At 76.6% G+C, this 25672-nt stretch carries 24 protein-coding genes; 12 read left to right on the top strand and 12 right to left on the bottom strand.

The features are described 5' to 3' along the window. Positions 1-43: 43 nt before the first annotated feature. Entirely contained in the window at positions 44-1219 is a 1176-nt protein-coding gene (locus ACI78Z_RS09630) for a cysteine--tRNA ligase (protein ID WP_457036309.1), read from the bottom strand. A 59-nt stretch (positions 1220-1278) separates the two neighbouring features. On the opposite strand from ACI78Z_RS09630, the gene pdxY reads away from it, so the two are divergent. Further along, positions 1279-2130: a pyridoxal kinase PdxY gene (gene pdxY, locus ACI78Z_RS09625; protein ID WP_457036308.1), complete on the top strand. Its 852-nt coding sequence runs from the start codon at positions 1279-1281 to the stop codon at positions 2128-2130. Between the two features lie 66 nt (positions 2131-2196). Here the strand turns inward: pdxY and ACI78Z_RS09620 are convergent, their stop codons facing one another. From ACI78Z_RS09620 to ACI78Z_RS09605, 4 genes are read right to left on the bottom strand one after another with little or no spacing between them, the layout of a single operon-like run. Then, the gene (locus tag ACI78Z_RS09620; protein WP_457036307.1) at positions 2197-3129 is read right to left on the bottom strand and encodes a quinone oxidoreductase family protein; all 933 of its coding nucleotides are present in this window, start codon (positions 3127-3129) and stop codon (positions 2197-2199) included. After that, a complete protein-coding gene (locus ACI78Z_RS09615; RefSeq protein WP_457036306.1) occupies positions 3126-4550 on the bottom strand; it encodes an NADP-dependent succinic semialdehyde dehydrogenase in 1425 nt (474 codons plus the stop codon). The genes ACI78Z_RS09620 and ACI78Z_RS09615 overlap by 4 nt, the downstream gene beginning before the upstream one ends. 44 nt (positions 4551-4594) lie before the next feature. After that, on the bottom strand, positions 4595-5848 hold the full coding sequence (locus ACI78Z_RS09610; RefSeq protein ID WP_457036305.1) for a glycosyltransferase: 1254 nt from the start codon (positions 5846-5848) through the stop codon (positions 4595-4597). Further along, the gene (locus ACI78Z_RS09605) at positions 5845-6960 is read right to left on the bottom strand and encodes a glycosyltransferase family 9 protein (RefSeq protein ID WP_457036304.1); all 1116 of its coding nucleotides are present in this window, start codon (positions 6958-6960) and stop codon (positions 5845-5847) included. Before ACI78Z_RS09605 ends, ACI78Z_RS09610 begins: the two co-directional genes overlap by 4 nt. An 83-nt stretch (positions 6961-7043) precedes the next feature. Here ACI78Z_RS09605 and ACI78Z_RS09600 point away from each other — a divergent pair, with 83 nt between their 5' ends. The 3 genes from ACI78Z_RS09600 (at position 7044) to ACI78Z_RS09590 (ending at position 10927) form a co-directional block, all read left to right on the top strand. Further along, positions 7044-8231, top strand: coding sequence for a glycosyltransferase family 4 protein (locus ACI78Z_RS09600; protein ID WP_457036303.1), 1188 nt, complete (start codon positions 7044-7046; stop codon positions 8229-8231). A gap of 70 nt (positions 8232-8301) precedes the next feature. After that, entirely contained in the window at positions 8302-10092 is a 1791-nt protein-coding gene (locus tag ACI78Z_RS09595; RefSeq protein WP_457036302.1) for a glycosyltransferase family 2 protein, read from the top strand. A gap of 46 nt (positions 10093-10138) precedes the next feature. Continuing rightward, a complete protein-coding gene (locus ACI78Z_RS09590) occupies positions 10139-10927 on the top strand; it encodes a hypothetical protein (protein ID WP_457036301.1) in 789 nt (262 codons plus the stop codon). An 11-nt stretch (positions 10928-10938) separates the two neighbouring features. Here ACI78Z_RS09590 and ACI78Z_RS09585 read toward each other — a convergent pair whose 3' ends face one another. The 7 genes from ACI78Z_RS09585 to ACI78Z_RS09555 form a co-directional block, all read right to left on the bottom strand. Further along, positions 10939-11460, bottom strand: coding sequence for a DinB family protein (locus tag ACI78Z_RS09585; protein WP_457036300.1), 522 nt, complete (start codon positions 11458-11460; stop codon positions 10939-10941). 87 nt (positions 11461-11547) lie between these two features. Beyond that, positions 11548-12003 (bottom strand): hypothetical protein, encoded by a 456-nt coding sequence (locus ACI78Z_RS09580; RefSeq protein WP_457036299.1) that lies wholly within the window; start codon positions 12001-12003, stop codon positions 11548-11550. Between the two features lie 33 nt (positions 12004-12036). Then, positions 12037-13245 (bottom strand): glycosyltransferase, encoded by a 1209-nt coding sequence (locus tag ACI78Z_RS09575; RefSeq protein ID WP_457036298.1) that lies wholly within the window; start codon positions 13243-13245, stop codon positions 12037-12039. A gap of 3 nt (positions 13246-13248) precedes the next feature. Next, on the bottom strand, positions 13249-14343 hold the full coding sequence (locus ACI78Z_RS09570; RefSeq protein WP_457036297.1) for a zinc-binding dehydrogenase: 1095 nt from the start codon (positions 14341-14343) through the stop codon (positions 13249-13251). After that, a complete protein-coding gene (locus ACI78Z_RS09565) occupies positions 14340-15290 on the bottom strand; it encodes a Gfo/Idh/MocA family protein (RefSeq protein ID WP_457036296.1) in 951 nt (316 codons plus the stop codon). The genes ACI78Z_RS09570 and ACI78Z_RS09565 overlap by 4 nt, the downstream gene beginning before the upstream one ends. 116 nt (positions 15291-15406) lie before the next feature. After that, complete coding sequence (locus ACI78Z_RS09560) at positions 15407-16525, bottom strand: glycosyltransferase (RefSeq protein ID WP_457036295.1); 1119 nt, start codon at positions 16523-16525, stop codon at positions 15407-15409. A gap of 136 nt (positions 16526-16661) precedes the next feature. Continuing rightward, positions 16662-17432 (bottom strand): putative hydro-lyase, encoded by a 771-nt coding sequence (locus ACI78Z_RS09555; RefSeq protein ID WP_457036294.1) that lies wholly within the window; start codon positions 17430-17432, stop codon positions 16662-16664. 83 nt (positions 17433-17515) lie between these two features. On the opposite strand from ACI78Z_RS09555, the gene ACI78Z_RS09550 reads away from it, so the two are divergent. From ACI78Z_RS09550 to ACI78Z_RS09515, 8 genes are all read left to right on the top strand, one after another. Beyond that, complete coding sequence (locus ACI78Z_RS09550) at positions 17516-18454, top strand: helix-turn-helix domain-containing protein (RefSeq protein WP_457036293.1); 939 nt, start codon at positions 17516-17518, stop codon at positions 18452-18454. A 13-nt stretch (positions 18455-18467) separates the two neighbouring features. Further along, positions 18468-18998 (top strand): dihydrofolate reductase family protein, encoded by a 531-nt coding sequence (locus ACI78Z_RS09545; protein WP_457036292.1) that lies wholly within the window; start codon positions 18468-18470, stop codon positions 18996-18998. A gap of 143 nt (positions 18999-19141) precedes the next feature. After that, positions 19142-20590 (top strand): argininosuccinate synthase, encoded by a 1449-nt coding sequence (gene argG / locus ACI78Z_RS09540; protein WP_457036291.1) that lies wholly within the window; start codon positions 19142-19144, stop codon positions 20588-20590. 150 nt (positions 20591-20740) lie between these two features. Next, positions 20741-21979, top strand: a complete 1239-nt coding sequence (locus ACI78Z_RS09535) for an NRAMP family divalent metal transporter (protein WP_457036290.1) — start codon at positions 20741-20743, stop codon at positions 21977-21979. Positions 21980-21992: 13 nt separating this feature from the next. Then, a complete protein-coding gene (locus ACI78Z_RS09530) occupies positions 21993-22745 on the top strand; it encodes a LamB/YcsF family protein (protein WP_457036289.1) in 753 nt (250 codons plus the stop codon). Further along, positions 22745-23356, top strand: coding sequence for a 5-oxoprolinase subunit B family protein (locus ACI78Z_RS09525; protein WP_457036288.1), 612 nt, complete (start codon positions 22745-22747; stop codon positions 23354-23356). Before ACI78Z_RS09530 ends, ACI78Z_RS09525 begins: the two co-directional genes overlap by 1 nt. Then, the gene (locus ACI78Z_RS09520; protein ID WP_457036287.1) at positions 23353-24204 is read left to right on the top strand and encodes a 5-oxoprolinase subunit C family protein; all 852 of its coding nucleotides are present in this window, start codon (positions 23353-23355) and stop codon (positions 24202-24204) included. Before ACI78Z_RS09525 ends, ACI78Z_RS09520 begins: the two co-directional genes overlap by 4 nt. Positions 24205-24327: 123 nt before the next feature. Continuing rightward, a complete protein-coding gene (locus ACI78Z_RS09515) occupies positions 24328-25512 on the top strand; it encodes an NAD(P)/FAD-dependent oxidoreductase (protein WP_457036286.1) in 1185 nt (394 codons plus the stop codon). Positions 25513-25672: the final 160 nt, after the last annotated feature.

Below are 25672 nucleotides of genomic sequence, written 5' to 3'. Positions count from 1 at the left end.
CCGAGTTCGACACCCGTCTCCTCGCGCGAGGGGCAGCTGACCGTCAGCCGAGCGCGAGCACCCGCACGAGCTGCCGGGCGGCGTCCCCGCCGTCGGTGAGGGCGACGTCGAGGGCCCCGGACACGTCGAGGTCGTCGAGCAGCCGGTCGGTCACCGCGCGGCTCGCCGTCGGCGACGTACCCGGCCGGCCCGCGGCCGAGAACAGGTCGTCCAGCCGCGCTGAGGCCGTCTCGAGCAGCTCCGGCCGGTACTCCCACGGCTGCGACCACGGCCGGTCCAGGACGAGCAGCCGCAGCACCGGCCCGCTGGTCACCCGCAGCAGGTCGGCCACGAGCGTGAGGTTGCCGGTCGACTTCGCCATCTTGGCGCCGTCCTGGGACACCGCCCCGACGTGCACCCGGCTGCGCGCGAACGGCGCCACCCCCGACGCCGCCTCGGCCATCGCCGCCTGGTGCGCGTGGTGCGGGAACGCGAGGTCGGCACCACCGACGAGGACGTCGACGCCGCGGCCCAGGGTCGCGGTCGCCATCGCCGCGCACTCCGCGTGCCAGCCCGGCCGCCCCCAGCCCCACGGCGAGGGCCACGCGGGATCCCGCTCGCCGGAGGGCCGCCACACCGGTACGTCGAACGGGTCCTCGCGCAGCGGGTCGTCCGGGTCGTCGCCGAACTCGGCGGCCAGCCGCCGCGCCCGCTCGACCGGCAGCCCGGAGCCGGACACCACCCCGGCGCCGCGGAAGAACACGTGCCCCTCCCGCTCGTACGCCTGCCCGGCGCGCAGCAGCGCCGCCGCCAGCTGCTGGACGTGCGTCACGTGGTGCCGGGCGCGCGGCGCGTGCGTCGGCGGTCGGACGCCGAGGGCGCGCATGTCCTGCTCGAACGCGAACTCCTGGCTCAACGCGAACTCGTCGTAGTGCCGGCCGCGCGCGTCGGCGGCCCGGGTCAGCACGTCGTCCACGTCGGTGACGTTGCGGCTGGTGACCACCTCGGCGCCGGCCGCGCGCAGCACCGAGCCCAGGACGTCGGCCCACACGAACGTCGCCGCGTGCCCGAGGTGGGTCACGTCGTACGGGGTGATCCCGCAGACGTAGACGCGGGCGGGGCTGGTGACCGGGAGCGGCCGGCCGGCGAGCCGCAGGTCGGCGGTGCGGACCTCGACCGGCTCGGCGACCCGGCCGGCCGCGCCCACGACGCCGGAGGAGGTCAGGGGAGGCAGTGCCATGCCGCCATCCTGCCGTCCTCACCGCAACGCCCGCGGACCCGCTGTGCCACGGTGACCCCATGGTCGCCGTCCTCTCGATCCAGTCGCACGTCGCCTACGGCCACGTCGGCAACTCCTCGGCCGTGTTCCCGCTGCAGCGCCTGGGCATCGAGGTGTGGCCGGTGCACACCGTGCAGTTCTCCAACCACACCGGCTACGGCGAGTGGAGGGGCCGGGTCTTCGACGGCCCGGCGATCGAGGAGGTCGTCGACGGCATCGCCGACCGCGGCGTGCTGGGCCGGTGCGACGCCGTCCTCTCCGGCTACCTCGGCTCGGCCGACATCGGCCACGCCGTCGTGCAGACCGTGCAGCGGGTGCGCCAGGCCAACCCGGCGGCGGTCTACTGCTGCGACCCGGTCATCGGGGACATCGGCCGCGGCGTCTTCGTCCGCCCCGGCATCCCCGAGTTCATGCGCGACGTGGCCGTCCCCGCCGCCGACCTGGTCACGCCCAACCACTTCGAGCTGGACTTCCTCTCCGGGACGACGACGCGGAGCCTCGCCGAGGTGGAGGACGCCGTGGCCGCCGTCCACGCGCTCGGTCCCCGGGTCGTGCTGACCACCTCGCTCGAGACCGACGACACCCCCGGGGACGCCGTCGACCTGCTCGCCTCCGAGGGCGGCCGCCACTTCCGGGTGCGCACGCCGCGGCTGGACGTGTCGGTCAACGGCGCCGGCGACGCGATCGCCGCGCTCTTCCTCGCCCACTGGCTGTCGAGCCGGGACGCCGGCACCGCCCTCGGCGCGGCCGCGGCCTCCGTGCACGGCCTGCTCACGGCCACCGAGCAGGCGCGCTCGCGGGAGATCCTGCTGGTCGCCGCGCAGGACGAGTTCGTGACCCCGAGCCGCACCTTCCCCGTCGAGGAGGTGTGAGGACCGCCCTGCCCCCACCACTCGCACCCTCGCGGCGGGACCCTGCAGGGGGGCCGTTCCGGTCCCTCACGGCAACAGCACCAGCTTGCCGTGGGTGTGGCCGGCCATCCCCCGCCGGTGCGCGGCGGCGACGTCCTCCAGCGGGAAGGTCGCCGCGACGACGACCTCCAGCCGGCCGGCGCCCGCGAGCCGCGCCAGCTCGGGCCGGGCGGCGTCCCGCAGCTCCGTGCCGGGATCCGCGCCCGGGCCGCCGCCCAGGGCCCTGATGCCGTCGGCGGAGGCCCGGCCGAAGGCGGCGATGGTGGCGATGCGCCGCCGGTCGGCGACCAGCGCCAGGGAGACGTCGACGGCCTCGTCGGTGCCGACGAGGTCCAGCGCGGCGTGCACGCCGTCCGGGGCCAGCTCGCGCACCCGGTCGGCCAGCCCGTCGCCGTGGCGCACCGGTGCGGCCCCGAACCGGCGCAGCAGGTCGGCGCCGCCGTCGCCGACCGTGCCGATCACCCGCGCACCGCGCAGCGCCGCGAGCTGGACCGCCATCAGCCCCACCCCGCCGGCGGCCCCGTGCACCAGCACGGTGTCGCCCTCCCCGACGCCGGTCGCGGTGAGCGCGTGCACGGCGGTCGCGCCGGTCAGCATCAGGCCCGCGGCCGGCGCCCAGCCCAGGGACGGCGGCTTGGGCACCAAGGCCGACGCGCGGACGACGAGCTCGTCGGCGTACCCGCCGGTGACGCGGAACCCGATGACCTCGTCGCCCACGGCCAGCGCGCCGTCCGGCCCGACCGCGGTGACCACCCCCGACACCTCGAAGCCGAGGCGCCGCGGCAGCGCCGCCGGGTCGGTGCCGAACGCGCCGGTGTAGCTCTTCCAGTCCGCCGGGTTGACCCCGGCGGCGCGGACCTCGACCCGCGCCTGCCCGGGGCCGGGGTCGCCCACCGGCCGGTCGACGACGGCGAGCACCTCGGGCCCGCCGTAGGCGGTCGCCAGGACGACGCGGGTCACTCCGAGGCCGCGGCCGCGGTGTCCCCCTCCCCCTGCTGGCTGCTGGGCGGGCCGATCCACACGGTCTTGGCGTTGCAGAACTCGTACATGCCCAGCTCGGTCAGCTCCCGGCCGTAGCCGCTCTGCTTGACCCCGCCGAAGGGCAGCTCCGGGTAGCTGGTCGTCATCCCGTTGACGAACGCCATGCCCGACTGGATGTCGCGGATGAACCGCAGCCGCTCGCCCTGGTCCTCGCTCCACAGGTTCGAGCCCAGGCCGTAGACGTGCTCGTTGGCCAGCCGGATCGCCTCGTCCAGGTCGGCCACGGTGTGCAGCGCGGCGACCGGGCCGAACACCTCCTCCGACCAGATGCCCATCTCGGGAGTCACGTCGGTCACCAGGGTCGGCTCGTAGAACCAGCCGGGGCGGTCCACCCGCTTCCCGCCGGTCACGACGGTGGCGCCCTTCTCCACGGCGTCGGCCACGTAGCGCTCGACGTCCTCCCGACCGGACTCGGTGGCCAGCGGGCCGACCTTGGTCTCCTCGTCCATCGGGTCGCCGACGGTCAGGGCCGCCAGCTTCTCGGCGAACAGCCGGGTGAACTCCTCGGCGACGTCGGCGTGGACGAAGAACCGCTTCGCGGCGATGCAGCTCTGCCCGTTGTTCTGGCAGCGCGCGGTCACCGCGACCTCCGCGGCCCGGTCGAGGTCCGCCGAGGGCATGACGATGAACGGGTCCGAACCGCCCAGCTCCAGCACGGTCTTCTTCAGCGCATCCCCGGCGACCGTCGCCACCGCCTGGCCGGCGGCGTTGCTGCCGGTCAGCGTCGCGGCCACGACCCGGTCGTCGCGCAGCACCCGCTCGACCGCGCCGGACCCGATGAGCAGGGTCTGGAAGACGTCGTCGGGGAAGCCGGCCTTGCGGAACAGCTCCTCCAGGTACAGCGCCGTCTGCGGCACGTTGCTGGCGTGCTTGAGCAGCCCGACGTTGCCGGCCATGAGCGCCGGGGCGGCGAAGCGGATGGCCTGCCACAGCGGGAAGTTCCACGGCATGACCGCCAGGACCACGCCCAGCGGCTGGTGGACGACGTAGGCCTCGACCGCGCCCACGGCCTGCGCGTCCGCCGGCTGCGGTTGCAGCATGTCCTCGCCGTGCTCGGCGTAGTAGCGCAGCCCCTTGGCGCACTTGGCGACCTCCGCCTGGGCCGCGGCCAGCGTCTTGCCCATCTCGGTCGTCATGAGCTCGGCGACGCTCTTCGCGTCGGCGTCCAGGACGTCGGCGGCGGCCCTCAGCCAGCCGGCCCGCTGCCGCGGGGTGGTCAGCCGGTAGCCCTCGAAGGCGGCGGCGGCCCGCGCGATGCGCTCGTCGACGGCGTCGTCGGACAACGGCTCGAAGGTCTGGATCGTCTCACCGGTGGCGGGGTTGATCGTTGCGATGGCCATGGGTGTCCTCTCTCGGGGCGCTCGGTCTCGGCTGAACCTGAGGATCAGGTCTTGCTCTTGCCCTGCGCGCTCGAGTTCTCGTGCCGGTCGTCGCCCTTGCTGACGTGCCGCATCTGCTTGGATGCGCCGGTGGTCACCCCGGCCTCGCTGGGCGACATCCCCTCCTTCTTCGCCTGGCGCGCGGCGGCCTGCTGCTCCTGCTGGTTGGTCTTCTTGCTCATGGGGGTGCGGTTCCCCGCGGCGGGAGCGCGCACACCCGCCGCGCGGGCGAGGACGTCGAGGGTGCGGCGGGCCATGAGCCCCGCGTCGAAGTCGGCGGCAGCCCGGGCCCGCGCCCGCCGGCCGAGGTCGACCCGCGCCGCCGGGTCCGCCAGCAGCCCGGCGAGCGCCGCGGCCAGCGCACCGGCGTCCTCCGGCGGGACGACGACGGCGTCGGGGCCGACCGCGACCGCGACGTCCCCCACGTCGGTGGCCACGCACGGCAGACCCTCGGCCATGGCCTCCAGCAGCACCAGGGGCAGCGCCTCGCGGCGGGAGGACAGGCAGAAGACGTCCAGCCCGGCGAGGAAGCCGCGGACGTCGTCGACGAAGCCGCAGAAGGTGACCGGCAGGTCCGCGGCCGCGGCGCGCAGCCGGTCGCCGTCCCGCCCCTCGCCGCCGACCACCACCTCCAGCGGCACGCCCTCGCGGACCAGCGACCGGACGGCGTCCAGCAGCAGGTCGAACCCCTTCTGCGCGGTCAGCCGGCCCAGCGCGCCGACCCGCGGCACCGCGTTGCCCGCCGGACCGGACGGGTCGTCGGGCAGGTCGACCCCGTTCGGGACGACGTGCACCCGGTCGGCCCGCACCCGGAGGTCGGCGACCAACTGGTCGCGGGCGCCGGCGGCCGGGGTGAGGACGGCGGCCATCGCGCCGTAGAGCCCGGCCAGGTGCGCCCGCCCCTCCCCCGCGCGCGTGTCACCCGGCAGGTGCAGGACGCCGACCGTGGGCGCCACTGCGAGCGCCGCCGCCACCGCCGCCGCGTTCGACCCGGGGTCGACGAGGTTGACCAGCACGGCGTCCGGGCGCTGCGCGGCCAGCGCGGTCCGCACCACCGGGGCGGCACCGCGGTGCCGGGCCAGGGGGACGACGGCGAGCCGGCCGGGCGGCACGAACGGGCCGAACCGGTCGGCGAGCGGCTCGGCGCAGACCAGGGACGCCGTCCAGCCCAGCCCGGCGGCCCGGCGCAGGAGGTGGGTCAGGTAGACCTCCGCGCCACCCCAGTTCTCGGAGTCGCAGACCAGCGAGACCCGGTTCACGCGGCCCCCTCCCGGCGGTCCCCGCGGGGATCGCCGGGAACGAGTTCGCGGGCGGCGGCGAGCACGTCCCCGGGCCGCACCGAGTCGGCGCAGCGGAAGTCGATCGGGCAGATGAGGTGCGGGCAGGGCGCGCACGGGACGTCGGCGACCAGCGCGCGGTGCCGCGGCCCGCGGTGGGCCCACCGCACCGGGTCGCCGGGCAGGAAGACGGTGACACTGCGGGCGCCGACGGCCGCGGCCAGGTGCGCCGAGCCGGTGTCGTTGCCGACCAGCACCGCGGCGTCGCGCAGCAGCGCGGCCAGCCCACCGAGGCTCGTGGCGCCGGTCAGGTTGACCACCGGGGCGCGCATGGCCGCCGCCACGGCCGCGCCGACCGCTCGCTCCCCCGGCCCGCCGGTGACGACGACGGCCAGCCCGTCGGCGACCAGCGCGTCACCCACCGCGGCGTACCGCCCGGCGGGCCACCTGCGGGTGGGTGACGAGGCGCCGGGGTGCAGGACCGCGTAGCCGCCGGGCACCAGGCCGGCGCGGGACAGCGTCGCCGCGTGCTCGGCCTCGTCGGCGGCCGTCAGCGGGAACGCCATGCCGGGCGGGCCGCCCGGGGGCAGTCCGAGGTGCTCGAACAGCCGGGTGTGCCGCTCGGCCTCGTGCAGGTGCACCGGATAGCGCAGGTGCAGGGGCTCCGTGCCTGGAGGCGGGTCCCAGCCGGTGGGCGCGAAACCGCCCACGCGCCGGGCGCCGAGAGCCGCGGTGACCCGGTTGGCGGCCGCCCGGTCGCCGTACACCTGCAGCGCCAGGTCGAACCGGCGCTCCGCCGCCGCGGCGGTGAACGCCGCCCAGGACGCCGGGTCCGGCGCGCGGCCGGGCGGCCGGTCGGGGACGTCGTCCGCCCCGGGGAAGGGCAGCAGCTCGTCGACGGCGTCCGCCATCCGCTCGACCACCGGCGCGGTCTCCGGCCAGGTGACCAGGGTGACCGCCAGATCGGGCCGGGCGGCGCGCAGCCGGCGCAGCGCGGGCAACGAGCAGAGCAGGTCGCCCAGGCCCAGGCGCAGGCGCACGAGGGCCACCCGGCGCACCGCCGGGTCGGTGAGGAGGGCGGTCACCCGGGGCATCCTCCCCGGCGGCGACGGCGCCGCAACTCTGCTTCACTGCGGGTCCTGCCGATGTCGCTGGAGTCGGTCCACCCGGAGGTCCCGTGCCCCCCGTCCACGTGCTGCGGCTGTGCAGCGTGTTCGAACCGGTGCGCGTGGACGGGCGGGCCGCGCGGTACGACCCGATCGGCGGCATGCAGAACCACACCGCCACGCTGACCCGCTGCCTCGACGCCGCGGCGCACGCGCAGACGGTGGTCACCTCGCGGCTGGCCGGACGGCGCGGCGCGGAGCCGATGGGCCGCTCGGCCGTCGTCCACCGCACCGGGCTGCCGGTGCCGCGGCTGCGCCAGCTGTGGGCGCTGGACGCGCTGCGCGTCGTCCTGCGGCGCCCCACCCGGCCGGTCGACGTCGTGCACGCCCACCAGGGCGAGGACCTCGCCACCCTGCCGCTGGCCCGCCTCGCCGCGCGACGGCACCGCTGCCCGCTGGTGGTCACGGTGCACTGCAGCGTCGGTCACACGCTGACCGGCCGGGGCCCGCGCACCTGGCTGCTGCGGGCGCTCGGCGGGGCGATCGAGCGCTCGGCGCTGCGGCGGGCCGACGCGGTCGTCGTCCTCACCGACCGGACGGCGGCCGCGCTGGCGGCCGACGGGGTGCCGGCCGAGCGGATCAGCACCGTCCCGTCGGGCTTCGACCCGTGCCTGTTCGCCGGGCACCTGCCGGACGCGTTCCCCGGGGTCGCCCGCCCGCGGATCGGCTACGTCGGCCGGCTGGCGCCGCAGAAGCGGGCCGACCTCCTGGTCGAGGCGTTCGGCCGGCTGCGCGGGCCGGCGTCGCTGGTCGTGGTGGGCGACGGGCCGGACCGGGAGCGGGTGCACGCGCTGGCGGCCGGCCTCCCGCGGGTCCACCTCACCGGCTTCGTCGAGCACACCGCCGTCCCGGCCGTGCTGGCCTCCCTCGACGTCCTGGTGCTGCCCTCGGCCTACGAGGAGATGGGCTCGGTGCTGACCGAGGCCCTGGCCTCGGGCCTGCCGGTGGTGGCCAGCGACGTCGGCGGCATCCCCGAGGTGGTGCGGCACGGGGTCACCGGCCTGCTCTTGCCGCCCGGGGACGTCGACGCGCTGGCCGCGGCGCTGGACCGGCTGGTCGCCGACCCCGGCCTGCGGGCGCGGCTGTCGGCGGGGGCGCGGGCCCGGGCCGGCGACTACGCCTGGCCGCGGCTGGCCGCGCGGGTGGCGGCGGTCTACGCGCGGGTGCGGGAGGGGGTCGCGCTGGAGGTCGCGGCGTGACGGAGCTCGCGAGGTCACGCAGGGGTACAGCACCGCCGGGCACGTGGCCGACGAGCCCCAGCGAGGACCCGTGACCGCGGTCGGCGTGCTCGTGCCCGTGTACGACCAGGCGGCGTTCCTGCCGCGGGCGCTGGAGGGCCTGCTCGCGCAGTCCCGCGCCGAGTGGACCGCGCTCGTGCTCGACGACGGCTCGCCGGACCCCGCGCCGGTCGTCGCCGTGGTCTCCGCGCTGGGTGATCCCCGGGTACGGCTCGTGCGCTCGCCGGACAACCGCGGGCTCGGCGCGACGCTCAACACCGGGCTCGACGCGCTGGCCACCCCGCTGGTCGCCTACCTGCCGGCCGACGACGTCTGGTCCCCCGACCACCTCGCCGCGCTGCTGGGGTGCCTCGCCGACCCGGACGTCGTCCTGGCCCGGTCCGGGCTGGCCGAGCCGTCGGACACCCCGTACGCGCAGCTGGTGCAGGTGGCGCACCGGGTCACGGGCGACCGCTGGACCGAGCGGGCGGAGCTGGAGAGCGACGACCTCGGCCGGCTGCTGTGGGACCGGCTGCGCGGGCGGACGGCGGACACCGGCCGGGTCACCTGCTCCTGGACCCGGCACCCGGCCCAGCGGTCGGCGGCGCTGCGCGAGTCGCGGGACGGCGGGCTGAACGTCTTCCGCAGCCGCTACCGGGTGCGCGAGCCGCTGCGCTTCGCCTCCACCGACGGCGGGTCCGTCGACGAGGTGGCCCGCTACGCCCGGTTCCGGTCCCGCCAGTACCCGGCCGACGGGCTCTCCGTGCTGGTGGTCGGCGAGCTGGCGCTCAACCCGGAGCGGGTGCTGGCGCTGGCCGAGCGCGGCACCCGGCTGACCGGGCTCTGGACGGCCGACGGCCTCGGCGACGCCACCGTGGGGCCGCTGCCGTTCGGGCACGTCCCCGACCTCTCCCCCGACCGCTGGCGGGACGAGGTGCGGTCGCTGGACCCCGACGTCGTCTGGGCGCAGCTGAACTGGCGGGCGGTGCCTTTCGCGCGCGAAGTGCAGTCGGCCTTCCCCGAGCTGCCGTTCGTCTGGACGTTCAAGGAGGCACCGCAGCGCAGCACCGTCCGCGGCGAGTGGCCGCTGCTGGCCGAGCTGGTGTCCCGCGCCGACGCCTCGCTGTTCGCCACCGACGAGGAGCGCGACTGGTTCGCCCTGGCGCTGTCCGGCCGGGTCGACCCCGCCCGGCTCGGCGTGCTGGACGGCGACCTGCCCAAGCGCGACTGGCTCGACGCACCGATGTCGCCGAAGCTGTCGGACGCCGATGGTCAGCCGCACACCGTCGTCGCCGGCCGGCCGTCCGGGCTGGACCTCGACTGGGTCCTCGGGCTGGCGGCCCGCGGCGTGCACACCCACCTGTACGGGCAGGTGCGGGCGCCCGGGCCGAAGGGGTCGTGGACCGGCTGGCTGGACGCCGCGCTCGCCGCCGCGCCGGGGTTCGTGCACCTGCACCCGCCGGTCGGGCCGGAGGGGTGGGTGCGCGAGCTGTCCCGGTACGACGCCGGGTGGCTGCACCGCTTCGACAGCGCCAACGGCGGGGACCTGCGCCGGGCGACCTGGGACGACCTCAACTCCCCCGCCCGGCTGCCGGTCTACCTCGCCGCCGGGCTGCCGCTGCTGCAGCAGGCCAACCCCGGGTCGCTGGTGTCGGTGGAGCGGGTGCTGCGCCGCGACGGCACCGGGCTGCTGTACCGATCCGTCGAGGACGTGACCGGCCTCCTCGCCGAGGAGCGGACCACCCGGCAGGGTGCGGCCGCGGCCCTCGCCGTGCGCGAGCAGCACACCTTCGACGCGCACGCCGACCGGGTGCTGGAGCTGTTCCGCTCGGTCGCCCGCTGATCCTGTGGGGCTCGGTCCTGTCGGACCCCCGGCCTACCGTCCCGGCGTGTCGATCGAGCTGCGGTGGGCGGTGACGGACGGGCCGGCGGGCACGGCCGCCGTCGCGCTGCCCGAGGACGGGACGGCGGCCCGCGTGCTCGGCCTCCACCGCGGCCGCGGCTTCTGGTGTTCGCGGGAGGCCGGTGGCTGCGGCAGCCGGCTGTCCCTGGAGGTCCGCGCCGGCGCCCGGCCGCACTTCCGCCACCCCGCCGAGGTGCGCTGCGCCTTCGCCGGGTCCGACGCCGGGCCGGCGTACGAGCACCTCCGTCACCGACGCGCGCTGGGGGCATGGCTCGCCGCGCAGGGGCTCCGGCCGCGGCTCGAGGAGGTCCCCGGCGACGGCGGCCTGCACGTCGTCGTCCCCGAGGTCAGCGCCGCCGTGGTGGTGCAGCTCGCGCCGCTGCCGGACACCGCCTGGCGGGAGCGCGACGACCGGTACCGCCGGCGGGTCCGGCACGTGACCTGGTTCTACGGTCCCGGGGCCGAGTCGGCCGGGGACACCGAGCTCGCCGTCCGGGGCGTCGCGTACGCGGTGCGGCGGCACAACACGGGGCTCCTCGTCGGGGTCCGGGACGTCGAGGGCGGGAGCCGCTGGGTCCGGCTCGGTGCCTGCCGCCTCACCGCCGACGGCTTCGAGGCACCCGGCGCCGAGGAGGCCCGGGCGCTGCACACCCGGCGCGCGGCCGACCGGCAGGAGGCGGCGCGGCGGGCCGCCCGGTGCGCGGAGCGGGCGGCGCAGGGACCGCGGGGCCACCCCCGCGCCGAGGCGCCGCCGCTCCTCCCCTTCCCCGCGTAGCGAGCTCGCGGCTACTCGCCGGTGGCGCCGTCGGTGGCCTCGCGGAGCAGGTCGGCGTGGCCGTTGTGCCGCGCGTACTCCTCGACCAGGTGCAGCAGGATCCAGCGCAGCGAGAACTCGTCGTCCCGGCCCCACGGCCGGTCCGCGGTGTCCAGCGGGAGCCGGTCGACCACCGTGCCGACCGCGTCACCCACGGCGTGCCACGTCGCCCAGGCCGCGTCGACGTCCTCCTGGGTGACGGTCGCGGGGTCGACGCGGAACTGCTCGTCGCGGTCCCGGACGACGTCGGGCCAGAGGTCGTCCGGCAGCCCGCCGAAGCGGACCAGCCAGCCGGTCTCCACCGCCGCTAGGTGGCGCACCATGCCGAGGAGGGTGAGGTCCGAGGTGGGGACGGCGCGGGTCGCCAGCTGCCGAGGCGTCAGCCCGGTGCACTTCCAGGCGAGCGTCTGCCGCTGGTGCTCGAGGAACCCGGTCAGCAGCGGGACCTCGCCCCCGATCAGCGGGGCCTCGGTGCGGTCGTCCTCGGGCGTCACCGCCCACCTCCTCGTCCGGCGTCCGCCGGGGAGTCTGCAGCACCGGCGCCCCGACCTGCGGCGGGTCCGCGGTCCCGCCGGCGCGGGCTACTCCGAGGACGGCTTCCCGGCCCTGGTGGCGTCGTCCGGCGAGGGCTCGGGCGCGGGCACCGGCTCGTCCGGGCGCCGCCGGGTGAAGCGCGGCAGGTGCAGGTGCGGGCGGTGCAGGGTGCCGCGGGCGTGCGAGAGCCGGTCGACGGCCCACGGCGGCAGGTGGACGTGCGGCAGGTGCGCCAGGTGTGCGTGCGGCACGTGCTGGGCCACGAGCGCCGCCGCCCGGATCCGCAGCCCCGCCTCCTCGCGCGCCCTGATGGCCGCCCGGGCGGCCCGGTGGTCTCGCTCCCACCGCGCGGTGTTGCTCCGCGCCATCGCGATGACCAGTGCGATCTCCAACCCGAAGCCGAGCACAGCGATGATCGCCCACTTCATGACGACCCACTCTCCGAGCCGCCGCAGCAGCCCGGCCCACCCGGCGTCAGCGGCGATGACGGCAGGATCCGTCAAGCCCTGTTGCGGCACAAGGGAGTCCGGAACGACTCACCACGCGACACGCCGGTACAGCTGCTGCAGGGCCGCGACGTGGCCGGCGGGGTCGTGCCGGGACCGCACGCGGGCCCATCCGGCCCGGCCGAGACGGTCGGCCTCCGCGGGGTCGGCCAGCAGCCGGGTCAGCGCGCCGGCCAGCGCGGCGGCGTCCCCCGGCGGCACCAGCAGGCCGGTCGCGCCGTCGTCCACCAGCTCGGGGACGCCGCCCACGGCGGAGGCGACCACCGGCACGCCGTGCGCGGCGGCCTCGAGCACCGCCATCGGGCAGTTCTCCCACCACAGCGCCGGCAGGACGGCGACCGCCGCGGCCCGCAGCTCCGCCGCGACCTCCGCAGGCGGCAGCGGGCCCAGGACGTCGACCGGCAGCCCCTCGGCGGCGGCCCGCGCCCGCACCGCCCGCTCCAGCCGCCCGGACCCGGCCAGCCGCACCCGCACCCCGTCCGGCAGCCGCGCGGCGGCGTCCAGCAGCGTGTCCACGCCCTTCTCCGCCACCAGCCGGGAGGCGTACAGCACGACGGGCGGCTCGGCCCGCGCCTGCCGAGGGGCTCCCGCGACCACCGGGTTGGGCAGCACCTCCACCCGCTCGGCCGGCAGACCGCCGTCGACCACCCGGTCGCGGAGGAACGCGCTGGGCGCCACGAACCGGTCCACCCGGTCGTAGACGCCGCGGCCCCGGGCGGCGTAGGAGTCCACCGCCGCGGCCACCGACCGCCACCGCGAGCCCTCCAGGCAGCGGTGCCGCACCACCTGCCAGTAGCCGCCGGACAGGCAGCGGGTGCACGGGGCGCCTGCGGTGAACAACCGGTAGTTCGGGCAGACCGGCTTGTAGTCGTGCAGCGTCATCACCGTGGGGACCCGGCGGCGCTGCAGCGCGTCGAGCACCGAGAGCGTCAGCCGCTCGAAGACGTGGTGCACGTGCGCGACGTCCGGCCGCACCTCGTCGACCACCTCCACCAGCGCCCGGTGGGCGGACGGTGACCACACCCCCGCCCACGCCTCGCCGAACCGGGTCCGCGCGCCGGCCCCCGCCGCCGCCGGCAGGGAGGAGCGCACCGGCGTCGGCAGGGTCCGCTCCTCCGCGACGGCGAACGGCACCACCTCGTGCCCGGCGGCGCGCAGCAGGTCCGCGGTGAGCACCAGCACCGTCTCCGCACCGCCGGGCCCGTCGGTCCAGTGGTTGCCGACGAGCAGCACCCGCACGGGTCAGAACCGCAGCACGGCCTGCAGCGGCGGCGCGGCCAGCCGGCGGCCGGCGAGGTCGGCCAGCAGCCGCGGCCCCTCCTCGAACGGCAGGACGTCGGTGACCAGGTGGGTGCGGATCTCGGGACCCCGCGCGCGCAGCAGGTCGAGGGTGACCTCCGCCAGCGCCGTCCGCGGCCAGGTGCCCGCCATGCCGCGCGGCACCCGGCCGATCTGCGCGCAGACCACCGCCAGGCCGTTGTGGTGGAACTCCTCGCCGAGCCGCACCGCCTCCGCGCCGGCCTGGTAGAAGCCCAGGTCGACGACGGTGCCCTGCGGGCGCAGCGCCTTGAGGGCGGTGGCCAGCGCCGCGTCGTGCCCGCGGCACTGCAGGACCACGTCGGCGCCGGCGTCCCCCGGTCCGTGCCGCCAGCGCTCCTTGACCGCGCGCCACGCGGACCCGTCATCGGCGAGGGTGGTCAGGTCCAGGGCCTCGGCGACCGCGCGCCGCGCGGCGGAGGGCTCGGCGACGACGACGTCCGCGGCGCCGTGCCGGACGGCGAGCATCGCGCTCAGCAGCCCGATGACGCCGGCGCCGGTGACCAGCACGTGCCGGTCGCGCACCCCGGCGTCGACGCCCGCGGCCGGCCCGGCCACGTCGGCCGCGGCGTGCAGCAGCCCGTTGACGCAGATCGGGCCCATCTGGGCGAGGTAGACGCCGAGCACCGCGTCCAGGTCGTCGGGCACCGGGATCACCGGCTTGACCGCCGGATCGGCGCAGAACCCGGTGCGGTGCCCGTAGGCCATGGCCACGAGCTGCCCCTCGGCCAGCGACGGGGTGCGGCTCTCGGTGACCCGGCCGACCTCCATGTAACCCAGCCCGGTGACCGGGTAGGGGGCGGGCGGGCCGGCGTCGTCGAAGGAGCGCAGGTCGGGGTCCCAGTGCAGCAGGTGGTGCGGGTCCGTGCCGCGGACCAGCGCCACCTCGGTGCCGGCACTCACCCCGCTCCACTCGGTGCGCACCCACGCCTGGCCGGGGCCGGGCTCGGGCTCCTCGAGGTCCAGGATCGCCGGCTCCCCCGGCGCCACGACGCCGATGCTGCGGACCGGCCGGCTCACAGCTGCACCGTGCCGCCGCCGGCCGCCGCGGTGGCGACCGCGACCGCCAGCCGGTGGGTGCGCAGCGCCTCCGCGTAGGACGTGCGGACGTCGTCCCCCTCGCCGCGGACGGCCGCGACGAACGCGCGGTCCTCGGCGGCGAACGGGTCGACGCCGCGGTGGATCGTACGGTCACCGTCGGCGTCGGTGACGACCATCAGGTGCTCGGTGAGCCACAGGCCCAGGCCCGGGGCGACCAGCTCGACGCCGATCCGGGCGGCCCGCGGCAGCAGGCAGCTGTTGGAGAACGACCCGACCGCGCCGCCCTCGAAGCGCAGCGCGGCGGTGCAGACGTCGAGGATGTCGCCGGGGCCGTCGGGCGAGCGCGAGCCGGTGGCCCAGCCGCCCTCCACCTCCCCGACGAGCACCCGCGCGACGTCGAAGAGATGGGTGGCCTGCTCGACGGTCTGCCCGCCCGAGCCGTCCTGCCGCGCCCACCACTCCGCCCGCGGCGCCCGGTCCAGCCACGCGCCGAGCACCAGGCGGGCCGGCGCCTCGGCCAGCAGCTGCCGCGCGGTCTCCAGGGTGTCGAGGTAGCGCCAGTGGTAGCCGACCGCGGTGAGCAGGCCGGCGGCGTCGATCCGGGCGGCCAGCGCCTCGGCGGTGGCGAGGTCCGCCGCCAGCGGCTTCTCCACGAACACCGGCAGCCCGCGCTCGACCGCCGCCTCCTCGACCTCCCCGTGCGCGTGCGGCGGCACGCAGACGTAGAGGGCGTCCAGCCGCTCCACGTCGAGCAGGTCCGACCAGTGCGCGTAGGCGGCGGCCCCGGCGCGGGCGGCGAGCACCTCGGCCCGGTCGGCCCGCGGGTCGGCGACCCCGGCGACCTGCACGCCCTCGATGGCGGTGAGCGCGTCCAGGTGCCGGCCGGCGATGAACCCGGCCCCGACCAGGCCGATCCTCGTCGTCATGTCGGCGTCCTGCCCGCACCGCGCGGGCGGCAACCCTCGTCAGCCCGCGAGCCGGACGGTCGAGCCCGCCCGGCCGGCGATGGACCCGGTGCCCACGACGCCCACCCGCAGGCCGCTCACCGCCCGGCTCCGCGCAGCGCCGCCTCGTAGACCGCCGCGGTGTCGCGGGCCATCCGGGCCCGGGTGAAGTGCGCGAGGTAGCGCCGTCGGCCCGCGGCGCCCTGCCGGCGGCGGCGGTCCGGGTCGGCGAGCAGCAGGCCGAGGGCCGTCGCGAGGGCGGCGGGGTCCGCGGGTCGCACGAGTGCGCCGGTGACGCCGTCCTCGACGACCTCCGCGCTGCCGATGACGCGGGTGGCCACCACCGGGAGCCCGGCCTCCATGGCCTCCAGCGCCACCAGCGGCATCCCCTCGTGCCGGGAGGGCAGGACGAAGACGTCGGCCGCGGCCAGCAGCCGGCGGGCGTCGGTCCGGTGGCCGGGGAACCGGACCGCACCGCCCACGCCCAGCCCGGCCGCCCGCTTCTCCAGGGCCTCCCGCAGCGGGCCGTCCCCGAGGAGGACGACGGCGAGGTCGGGGACCCGGGCGAGCAGGCCGGGAACGGCGTCGACGAGGGTGCACTGGCCCTTCATGTGGGTCAGCCGGCCCACCGTGAGGACGACGGGCTGCCGGGGGGCCAGGCCGAGGGCGGCGCGGGCGGCGTCCCGGCCGATCCGGTCACGGAGCGGGGCCACCCCGTTGGGCACGGTGGTGATCCGCTCCGGGGGGACGCCGATCCGGGAGTAGGTGCGGCGCACCCCTTCGGAGACGGCGACCAGCCGGTCGACCTCCTCGATGGCGTGGTGGTAGGCCCGGCGCTTGCGGGGGTGGGAGACCAGGTAGGGCAGGTGCTGGGTCTGCACGACCACCCGGCACCCGGCGCGGCGGGCCAGGCGGACGCCGTCCCAGTCCTCGCTCCCGGTGCCGACGTGGCAGTGGAAGACGTCGGCGGGGTGGGCGGCGAGGAAGTCGGAGACGACACGGGCGAACCGGGCGTCGCGGGGGGACGGCAGCTCCACCGTGCGGGCGCCGAGCCCGGCGGCGCGGTCGAGCAGCCGCCGGCCGCCCACCGTCGGTCTCATCATCAGGGCCACGTCGGCCGTGCCCGCGTACTCCGCCACCAGGTCCACCATGTGCGCGCCCATCCCCGAGGGGTCGGTCGACGGCGTGTAGAAGCAGATCGAGCGGCGAGTGGACATCGGCGTCCCTCCTGGTCGGCCCTCGGGTGGCCTCCGAGGGCGAGGAAGCTACCGCCTCGCCGACCGCCGCACGGGCCCTGCGCGCACCGTCCCCCCGGGTGGGGCGCGCACCCGCCGTCGGGCGCGCAGGACAGGCTCAGGGCAGGCGGTAGGCGGCGTCCGGGACGTCGGTGACGAACATGTGGCCCGGCGCGTGGGTGATCGCGAACGGGGGCCGCGAGGCCATGAGCGCCGCCTGCGGGGTGACGCCGCAGGCCCAGAACACCGGGACGTCGCCGTCGGCGGCCTCGACCGGGTCGCCGAAGTCCGGGCGGGCGAGGTCGGCGATGCCGAGGGACTCCGGCGGCCCGACGTGCACCGGCGCCCCGTGCACCTGCGGCATGCGGGCGGTGACCTGGACGGCGGTGGTCACCAGCTCGCCCGGGACCGGCCGCATCGTCACCACCAGCGGTCCGGACAGCCGGCCGGCGGGGCGGCAGGGCCGGTTCGTGCGGTACATCGACACGTTGCGGCCCTGTTCGATGTTCCGGACCGGGACGCCGGCGTCCAGCAGCGCGGTCTCGAAGCTGAAGCTGCAGCCGATGAGGAAGGCGACCAGGTCGTCGGTCCACAGGTCGGTCACGTCGGCCGGCTCGTCCGTGAGCTCGCCGTCCCGCCACACCCGGTAGCGCGGCAGGTCGGTGCGCAGGTCGGCGTCGGGGGCGAGCGCGGTGCGCGGCGAGCCGGCGTCGGTGACGTCGAGCAGCGGCACCGGCTGCGGGTTGCGCTGGGCGAACAGCAGGAAGTCGTAGGCCCACTCCTGCGGCAGGACGACCAGGTTGGCCTGGGTGCAGCCCGGCGCCAGACCGGAGGTGGGGACCTGGCGGCCCGCGCGGCAGGCGGACCGGACCTCGGCGGGGGACGTCATGGCCCCATGCTCTCCCCGGCGGGCGCGCAGGAGGGCAAGAACGGTCGGGCGCCGCGGCGCCGTCCCCGGCCAGACTCGCCGACGTGGCCGACGACGACCCCCTCCCCGGGCGGGACCGCCTCCGCGAGCTCCTCGACGCCGTCCTCGACGAGGACAACCGCACGCTGCCCGACATGGCCGGCGACGCCTACGCCAGCCCCTGGTACTTCGCCCGGCAGGTCAGCCGGGGCGCCGGGGAGCCGCCGGTGGCGCTGCGCCGCCGGGTGCTGCTGGAGCGGGCGGCGTGGCAGCTGGGCGAGGGGTCGAGCGTCACCGACGCCGCCTTCGCCGCCGGGTACGAGTCGGTCGAGGGCTTCGCCCGCGCCTTCGCCCGCGCCTACGGCCGCTCCCCCGGCACCCCGGACGACGGCCGTCCGCGCACCCGGGACGAGCACTGGCTGCCCGCGCCCAACGGCATCCACTTCCACCCGCCGACCTCGCTGTGGGTCGCCGACGAGGCCGGGCGGGGCTCGCCGGACGAGGTGACCGCGCTGCTGGTCCACCACGACGTCGAGGACACCCGCGCCCTGCTCGAGGTGGCGAAGCAGCTGCCGGACGACGAGTGGCGGCGGCCGCGGCTGCCCGGGCTGTCGGTGCTGCCCTGGTCCGGGCCCGAGGAGTCGGTGGCCGCGCTCCTGGACACGCTGGTGTGGACCAAGGAGGTGTGGCTCGCCTCGATCGAGGGCGCCGGGCACCCCGACCGCGGTGCCGGCGACCCGGCCGCCCTGCTGGTCCGGCACGACGCCGTGGCGCCCCGCTGGCTCGCCGCCGTCCGGGACGTCGCGCGGCGCGGCGCCTGGGGCGACCGGCTGGTCGACGCGCTCTGCGAGCCGCCGGAGACCTTCGTGCTCGGCAGCGTCGTCGCCCACGTCCTCACGTTCTCCGCGCACCGCCGGCTGCTGGTGCGCCACCTGCTCCGGGACGCCGGCCTGGCCGTGGACACCGGGGACCCGATCGACTGGCTGACCCGCCGGAACCGATGAGGAGGAGGGACCGATGACCCGCACCGTCTACTACACCGCCACCAGCCTCGACGGCTTTCTCGCCGACGAGCGGCAGTCGCTGGACTGGCTGCTGTCCCGGCAGTCCGACGCCGACGGCCCGATGGGCTACGCCGGGTTCGAGAAGCGGATCGGCGCACTGGCCATGGGCGCGACGACCTACCAGTGGGTGCAGGAGCACGACCCCGGCGCGTGGGCCTACACCGTCCCGGCCTGGGTCTTCACCCACCGGGAGCTGACCGCGCCCCCGGACGCCGACGTCCGGTTCACCTCGGCCGACGTGGCCGAGGTGCACGCGCAGATGGCGGCGGCCGCCGGCGACCGGGACGTGTGGATCGTCGGCGGCGGCGACCTGGCCGGCCAGTTCGCCGACCGGGGGCTGCTCGACGAGGTCGTCGTGTCGATCGCGCCGGTCACGCTCGGCGGCGGGGCGCCGCTGCTGCCCCGCCGGCTCGAGCTGGCGCGGACGGAGTGGGCGGTCAACGGGGAGTTCGTCTGCGTGCGCTACGACGTCGTCCGGGGCTGACGCCGGCGCTCTCCCGGGGTCGAGTGGGCGGTTGCGGTCGCCGACACGCGCCGACACGCGATGCGCGGCGACCACGACTGCCCGGTCGACGCGCCCCGGACCCACTGACGCATGGTCATTCACGGTCGTGCATACTTCTTCGCGTGTCCAAGGTGCTCACGTCCCTGCCCGTCGGCGAACGCGTCGGGATCGCCTTCTCCGGTGGTCTCGACACCTCGGTGGCCGTCGCGTGGATGCGCGACAAGGGCGCGGTGCCCTGCACCTACACGGCCGACATCGGCCAGTACGACGAGCCCGACATCAGCTCGGTGCCCGGCCGGGCCGCGGCCTACGGCGCGGAGATCGCCCGGCTGGTCGACGCCCGGGCGGCGCTGGTCGAGGAGGGCCTGGCGGCCCTGACCTGCGGGGCGTTCCACATCCGCTCGGGCGGCCGCAGCTACTTCAACACCACCCCGCTCGGCCGCGCGGTCACCGGCACGCTGCTGGTCCGCGCCATGCTCGAGGACGACGTCCAGATCTGGGGCGACGGCTCGACGTTCAAGGGCAACGACATCGAGCGGTTCTACCGGTACGGCCTGCTGGCCAACCCGTCGCTGCGGATCTACAAGCCGTGGCTGGACGCCGACTTCGTCACCGAGCTCGGCGGCCGCAAGGAGATGTCCGAGTGGCTGGAGGCCCACGGCCTGCCCTACCGGGACAGCACCGAGAAGGCCTACTCGACCGACGCCAACATCTGGGGCGCCACGCACGAGGCCAAGGCGCTCGAGCACCTCGACACCGGCGTGGAGATCGTCCAGCCGATCATGGGGGTGCGGTTCTGGGACCCGGCGGTCGAGATCGAGCCCGAGGACGTGACGATCGGCTTCGAGCAGGGCCGGCCGGTCACGATCAACGACAAGACCTTCGACTCCGCCGTCGACCTGGTGCTGACGGCCAACGCCATCGGCGGCCGGCACGGGCTGGGCATGTCCGACCAGATCGAGAACCGGGTCATCGAGGCCAAGAGCCGGGGAATCTACGAGGCACCCGGGATGGCGCTGCTGCACGCCGGCTACGAGCGGCTGGTCAACGCCATCCACAACGAGGACACCCTGGCCACCTACCACAGCGAGGGCCGCCGGCTGGGCCGGCTCATGTACGAGGGCCGCTGGCTGGACCCCCAGGCGCTGATGCTGCGGGAGGCGCTGCAGCGCTGGGTCGGGACGGCGGTCACCGGCGAGGTCACGCTGCGGCTGCGGCGCGGCGAGGACTACTCGATCCTCGACACCAGCGGGCCGGCGTTCAGCTACCACCCGGACAAGCTGTCGATGGAGCGCACCGAGGACTCCGCGTTCGGCCCCTCGGACCGGATCGGCCAGCTGACCATGCGCAACCTCGACATCGCCGACTCCCGCGCCAAGCTGGAGCAGTACGCGGCGCTGGGGATGGTCGGCAGCGGGCACCCGCAGCTGATCGGCGCCGCGCAGGCGGCCTCCACCGGGCTGATCGGCGCGATGGACCGGGGCGGTGCGCAGGCGATCGCCTCCCGCGGCGCGGTCCCCGAGGACGAGGAGCTGCTCGACCGCGCCGCGATGGAGTCCGGCACCGACTGAGGACCCCGTCCTCCCCACCCCTCGCGAGCTCAGGGGGGACCCGGGACGGGGCCTGGAGCGGGGGGCCGGCGTCACCCGCCGTTGCGGGGGTGACGGGGCGGCCCTAGCGTCGCGGCGTCACCCCTGACCGGTGTCCCGTGGGGAGCGCCCGTGCCCGAGCTTCCGAACACCCCGGCCCCGGCCGCGACCGGCAGCCGGATGGCCTCCGGCACCCGCTCGACGCTGCTGGGCGCCATGTTCCTCATGGCGACCTCGGCCATCGGCCCGGGCTTCATCACCCAGACGACGACGTTCACCGTCCAGCTGGGTGCGGCGTTCGCCTTCGCCATCGCGGTCTCGATCGTCATCGACATCGCGCTGCAGCTGAACGTGTGGCGGGTGATCGGCGTCAGCGGCCGGCGGGCCCAGGAGCTGGGCAACCTGGTCGCGCCCGGACTCGGCTGGGTGATGGCCGCCTTCCTGCTCATCGGCGGGCTGGTGTTCAACATCGGCAACGTCGCCGGCGCGGGCCTGGGCTTCGACGCGATGCTCGGGCTGGACCCCAGGATCGGCGGCGCGGTCTCCGCCCTCATCGCCATCGGCATCTTCCTGAGCCGCCGGGCCGGGGTCGCGGTCGACCGGATCGTCGTCGTCCTCGGCCTGCTGATGATCTGCCTTACCGCCTACATCGCGATCACCTCGGGCCCGCCGGTGGGCCGGGCGCTGCGCAACGTCGTCCTCCCCGAGGAGGTCTCCTTCCTGGCGATCACCACGCTGGTCGGCGGCACGATCGGCGGGTACATCGTCTACGCCGGCGCCCACCGGCTGCTCGACTCCGGGGTCACCGGCCGGGAGCACGTCCGCGACATCACCCGCGGGTCGGTCACCGGGATCGTGATCACCGGGATCATGCGGGTCGTCCTGTTCCTCGCCATCCTCGGCGTGGTGGCCGGCGGCGCCGACCTGGGCACGGAGAACCAGGCGGCCAACGCCTTCCAGAGCGCCGCGGGCGAGGTGGGCCTGCGGGTCTTCGGCATCGTGCTGTGGGCCGCGGCCATCACCAGCGTCATCGGCGCCTCGTACACGACGATCTCCTTCGTCACGTCGCGCACCCGGACCAGCGACCGCACCCGCACGCTGCTGGTGGTCGGCTTCATCGCCGTCACCACGCTGGCCTTCCTGCTGATCGGCGCCGCCCCGACCACGCTGCTGGTGTTCGCCGGCGCGTTCAACGGGCTGCTGCTGCCGATCGGGATCGCGGTGATCCTCTGGGTGGCCACCCGCCGGTCCGACCTGATGCACGGGTACCGCTACCCGCGCTGGCTGCTCGTCGTCGGCTGGGCGGCGTGGCTGCTGACGATCTACCTGGCGGTCAACTCCATCCGCCCGGTCATCGCGCTGTTCTCGTGAGGAGGCTGTCGGGATGGACCTGAACTCCGACCTCGGCGAGGGCTTCGGCCAGTGGCGGCTCGGGGACGACGAGGCGCTGCTCGACGTCGTCACCAGCGCCAACGTGGCCTGCGGCTTCCACGCCGGTGACCCCTCGATCATGCGGCGGGTGTGCGCGCGGGCCGCGGAGGCCGGGGTGGCCGTCGGGGCGCAGGTGGCCTACCGCGACCTGGCCGGGTTCGGCCGCCGCTTCGTCGACGTCGAGCCCGACGAGCTGACCGCCGACGTGCTGTACCAGATCGGTGCGCTCGAGGCCTTCGCCCGGGTGGCCGGCACGACGGTGCGCTACGTGAAGCCGCACGGCGCGCTCTACAACACGATCGTCGCGCACGAGGAGCAGGCGGCGGCGGTCGTGCGGGCGGTGGTCGAGTACGACCGCGAGCTGCCGGTGCTGGGGCTGCCCGGCTCGGCCTGGCTGCGGCTGGCCGACGAGGCGGGGCTGACCACGGTCGCCGAGGCGTTCGCCGACCGCGAGTACACGCCGCAGGGCACCCTGGTCTCCCGCCGGCTGCCCGGCGCGGTGCTGCACGACGCCGAGGAGATCGCCCGCCGCTGCGTCGCGATGGCCACCGGCGAGCCGGTCACCGACGTCGAGGGCGGGCTGCTGCGGCTGGCGCCGGAGTCGATCTGCGTGCACGGCGACACCCCGGGTGCGGTGGCGATCGCCCGGCAGGTGCGGGAGGCGCTCACCGCGGCCGGGGTCGCGCTGGCCCCGTTCGCGGCCTGATGCGCGTCCTGCCCAGCGGGTCGACGGCGCTGCTGCTCGAGCTCGACGGCCTCGACGAGGTCCTCGGCCTGTACGCCGCGCTGGTGGCCGAGCCGGTCGACGGGGTGGTGGACGTCGTCCCGGCGGCGCGCACGGTGCTGCTGGTGACCGATCCCGCGGTGACCACCCTGGCGGCCGTGGAGCGGGCGGTGCGGCGCACGACGCCCCGCCCCGGACGGCGCGCCGGCGGCGAGCGGGTCGAGCTGCCGGTGGCCTACGACGGCGCGGACCTGGCCGACGTCGCCGCCCACCTCGGCGCGGACCCCGGCGAGGTGGTGCGCCGGCACACCGGCACCGAGTGGACGGTGGCCTTCTGCGGCTTCGCCCCCGGCTTCGGCTACCTCACCCCCGACGGCGAGCCGTGGGACATCCCGCGCCGGGACAGCCCGCGGACGAAGGTGCCGCCCGGCTCGGTCGCGCTGGCGGGCGGGTTCAGCGGCGTCTACCCGCGGGAGTCCCCGGGCGGCTGGCAGCTCATCGGGCGCACCGACGTCGCCGTCTTCGACGTGACCCGCGACCCGGCGGCGCTGCTGCGACCCGGCGTCCGCGTGCGCTTCGTGGACGTCTCGTGAACCGCACGCTGACCGTGCTGGCCAGCGGGCCGCTGACCACGGTGCAGGACGGCGGCCGGCCCGGGCAGGGCGCGCTCGGCGTGGGCCGCTCGGGCGCCTGCGACCGGGCGGCCATGCGGCTGGCCAACCGGCTGGTGGGCAACGACCCGGACGCCGCCGTGCTCGAGGCCACCCTCGGCGGGCTGGTGCTGCGCGCCGACGCGGACCTGGTGGTGGTCACGACCGGTGCCCGGTGCTCGGACGCGCACAACGCCCCGGTGCTGCTGCGGGCCGGCCGTGAGCTGCGGCTGGGCCTGCCGGCGACGGGGCTGCGCAGCTACGTCGCCGTCCGCGGCGGGATCGCCGTCGAGCCGGTGCTCGGCAGCCGCTCGACCGACCTGCTCTCCGGCCTGGGCCCGCCGGTGCTCTCCACCGGTGACGTGCTGCCCGTCGGGGAGCCCACCGGGCCGATGCCGGGGGTCGACCTCGCGCCGGTGCCCGACCCGCCCGGCGGCGAGGTGACCGTGCACGTGCTGCCCGGCCCGCGCGCCGACTGGTTCTCCTCCGGGGCCGCGACCGCCCTCACCGCGACCGCGTGGGAGGTGACCGGGGAGAGCAACCGGATCGGCGTGCGGCTCGCCGGCGTCGCGCTGGAGCGGTCGCGGAGCGGCGAGCTGGCCAGCGAGGGCATGGTGCGCGGCGCGCTGCAGGTGCCGCCGTCCGGGCAGCCGGTGCTCTTCCTCGCCGACGCACCGGTGACCGGCGGCTACCCGGTGATCGGCTACGTCGCGGACGCCGACGTCGACCGCTGCGGCCAGCTGCGCCCCGGCCAGACGCTCCGCTTCCGCGGCGCCGTCGTCCCCCGCTGAGCGGGGCTCCCCGCGAGCGGCGTCGCGGTCCCCACCCTCGTTCCGCCGTCCGGTGGCCACGCGGGGCAGCCGCTAGCGTCCGGGACGAGGGTGTTCGACGTCGACGCACTGCGGGGAGGGGACATGGACCGTCACGAGGTGCTGGTCGTCGGCGGCGGCAACGCCGGCATCTCCCTGGGTGCGCGGCTGGTCCGCGACGGCGCTCCGGACGTCGCCATCGTGGCCCCGCAGCCGGTGCACCGGTACAAGCCGCTGCTGAACTACGTCGGCGCCGGGCAGGCGGCGGTGGCGGACCTGGAACGCCCCATGCGCGACGTCGTCCCGGACGGGTGCGCGTGGATCCGTGACAGCGTCGAGGCGGTCGATCCGACCGCCATGACCGTGCGCACGCGCGGCGGGCGCACGCTGCACTGCTCGACCCTCGTGCTCTGCCCCGGCCTGGTGGAGGACTGGGCGGCCACGCCGGGACTGCAGTCGGCGTACGCCGACGGGTGGGCCGCCTCCACGTACGTCCCGGGCGCCGCACCGCAGGTGTGGCCGAGGCTGACGTCGCTGCGAGGCGGGTCCGTGGTCTTCACGGTGCCACCGGAGCCCGCGTCCTGCGGTCCGACCGCGCTCAAGCCGCTGTTCATGGCGTGCGACCACTGGCGGCGCGCCGGCGTCCTCCACGACCTCCAGGTCCGGCTCGTCCTGCCGGAGCGGTCCGCGACGGGCGTGCCGAGGGCCGACGAGGTGCTGGAACGCGCCCTCGCCTCCTACGGCGTCGAGGTGCTCCGCGAGGCCCGCATCGAGCGCGTGGACTGGGACGTCCACGCCGTCACGGTCGCGTCGCGCACCGGACGGCGGCTGCTCGAGGACGTCGCCTTCGCGCACGCGGTCCCCCACTACCGGGCCCCGGGGTGGATCGCGGACGGCGGTCTCGCCGTCGACGCGGCGCCGGGCCTCGTCGACATCGACCCGTGCACCCTGCGGCACCGCCGGCACGAGGCGGTCTGGGCCCTCGGCGACGCCGCGGACGTGGCGACCCGCCCCTCGGGCGGGGCGCTGCGGCCCCAGGTCGACGTCCTGGCCCGCAACATCGCCGCCGCGCGGAGCGGGGGGACGATGCAGCGGTACGACGGATACACGGTCATGCCGATCACCGTGAGCCGCCGGAAGCTGGTGCTGACCGAGGTCGACCGCGACGGCCGGCCGACGCCGTCGGTGCCGCTCCTCGACCCGTTCACGCCCCGCCGCGCGACCTGGTTCCTCGACCGCTACGTCCTCCCCCGGATCTACTTCCGCCGCCTCCTCCGGGGCCGGGTGTGACCCCGGAGCCGGCGGAGGAGCCGGAGTGCCACCCGGTCGTCCTCATCGGCTCCTGACGTCGGCCACGACGACGTGACCGCCGCCTGCGGGCGGCCTCGCGCGCGCCGTCGTCGCCCTGGTGTGCCGCCCCGCACCCCCGAGTCCCCCGCGGTCGACCACC

The sequence above is a fragment of the Geodermatophilus sp. SYSU D01176 genome, from assembly GCF_054050015.1.
This window is presented reverse-complemented; position numbering and strand designations above follow the sequence as displayed.

What these genes read in the sequence shown, in the direction of transcription:
- ACI78Z_RS09630 (WP_457036309.1), bottom strand. Translation starts at nt 1,219, where the DNA reads ATGGCACTGCCTCCCCTGACCTCCTCCGGCGTCGTGGGCGCGGCCGGC.
- pdxY (WP_457036308.1), top strand. Translation starts at nt 1,279, where the DNA reads ATGGTCGCCGTCCTCTCGATCCAGTCGCACGTCGCCTACGGCCACGTC.
- ACI78Z_RS09615 (WP_457036306.1), bottom strand. Translation starts at nt 4,550, where the DNA reads ATGGCCATCGCAACGATCAACCCCGCCACCGGTGAGACGATCCAGACC.
- ACI78Z_RS09605 (WP_457036304.1), bottom strand. Translation starts at nt 6,960, where the DNA reads ATGCCCCGGGTGACCGCCCTCCTCACCGACCCGGCGGTGCGCCGGGTG.
- ACI78Z_RS09565 (WP_457036296.1), bottom strand. Translation starts at nt 15,290, where the DNA reads ATGACGACGAGGATCGGCCTGGTCGGGGCCGGGTTCATCGCCGGCCGG.
- ACI78Z_RS09560 (WP_457036295.1), bottom strand. Translation starts at nt 16,525, where the DNA reads ATGTCCACTCGCCGCTCGATCTGCTTCTACACGCCGTCGACCGACCCC.
- ACI78Z_RS09555 (WP_457036294.1), bottom strand. Translation starts at nt 17,432, where the DNA reads ATGACGTCCCCCGCCGAGGTCCGGTCCGCCTGCCGCGCGGGCCGCCAG.
- ACI78Z_RS09545 (WP_457036292.1), top strand. Translation starts at nt 18,468, where the DNA reads ATGACCCGCACCGTCTACTACACCGCCACCAGCCTCGACGGCTTTCTC.
- ACI78Z_RS09530 (WP_457036289.1), top strand. Translation starts at nt 21,993, where the DNA reads ATGGACCTGAACTCCGACCTCGGCGAGGGCTTCGGCCAGTGGCGGCTC.
- ACI78Z_RS09525 (WP_457036288.1), top strand. Translation starts at nt 22,745, where the DNA reads ATGCGCGTCCTGCCCAGCGGGTCGACGGCGCTGCTGCTCGAGCTCGAC.
- ACI78Z_RS09515 (WP_457036286.1), top strand. Translation starts at nt 24,328, where the DNA reads ATGGACCGTCACGAGGTGCTGGTCGTCGGCGGCGGCAACGCCGGCATC.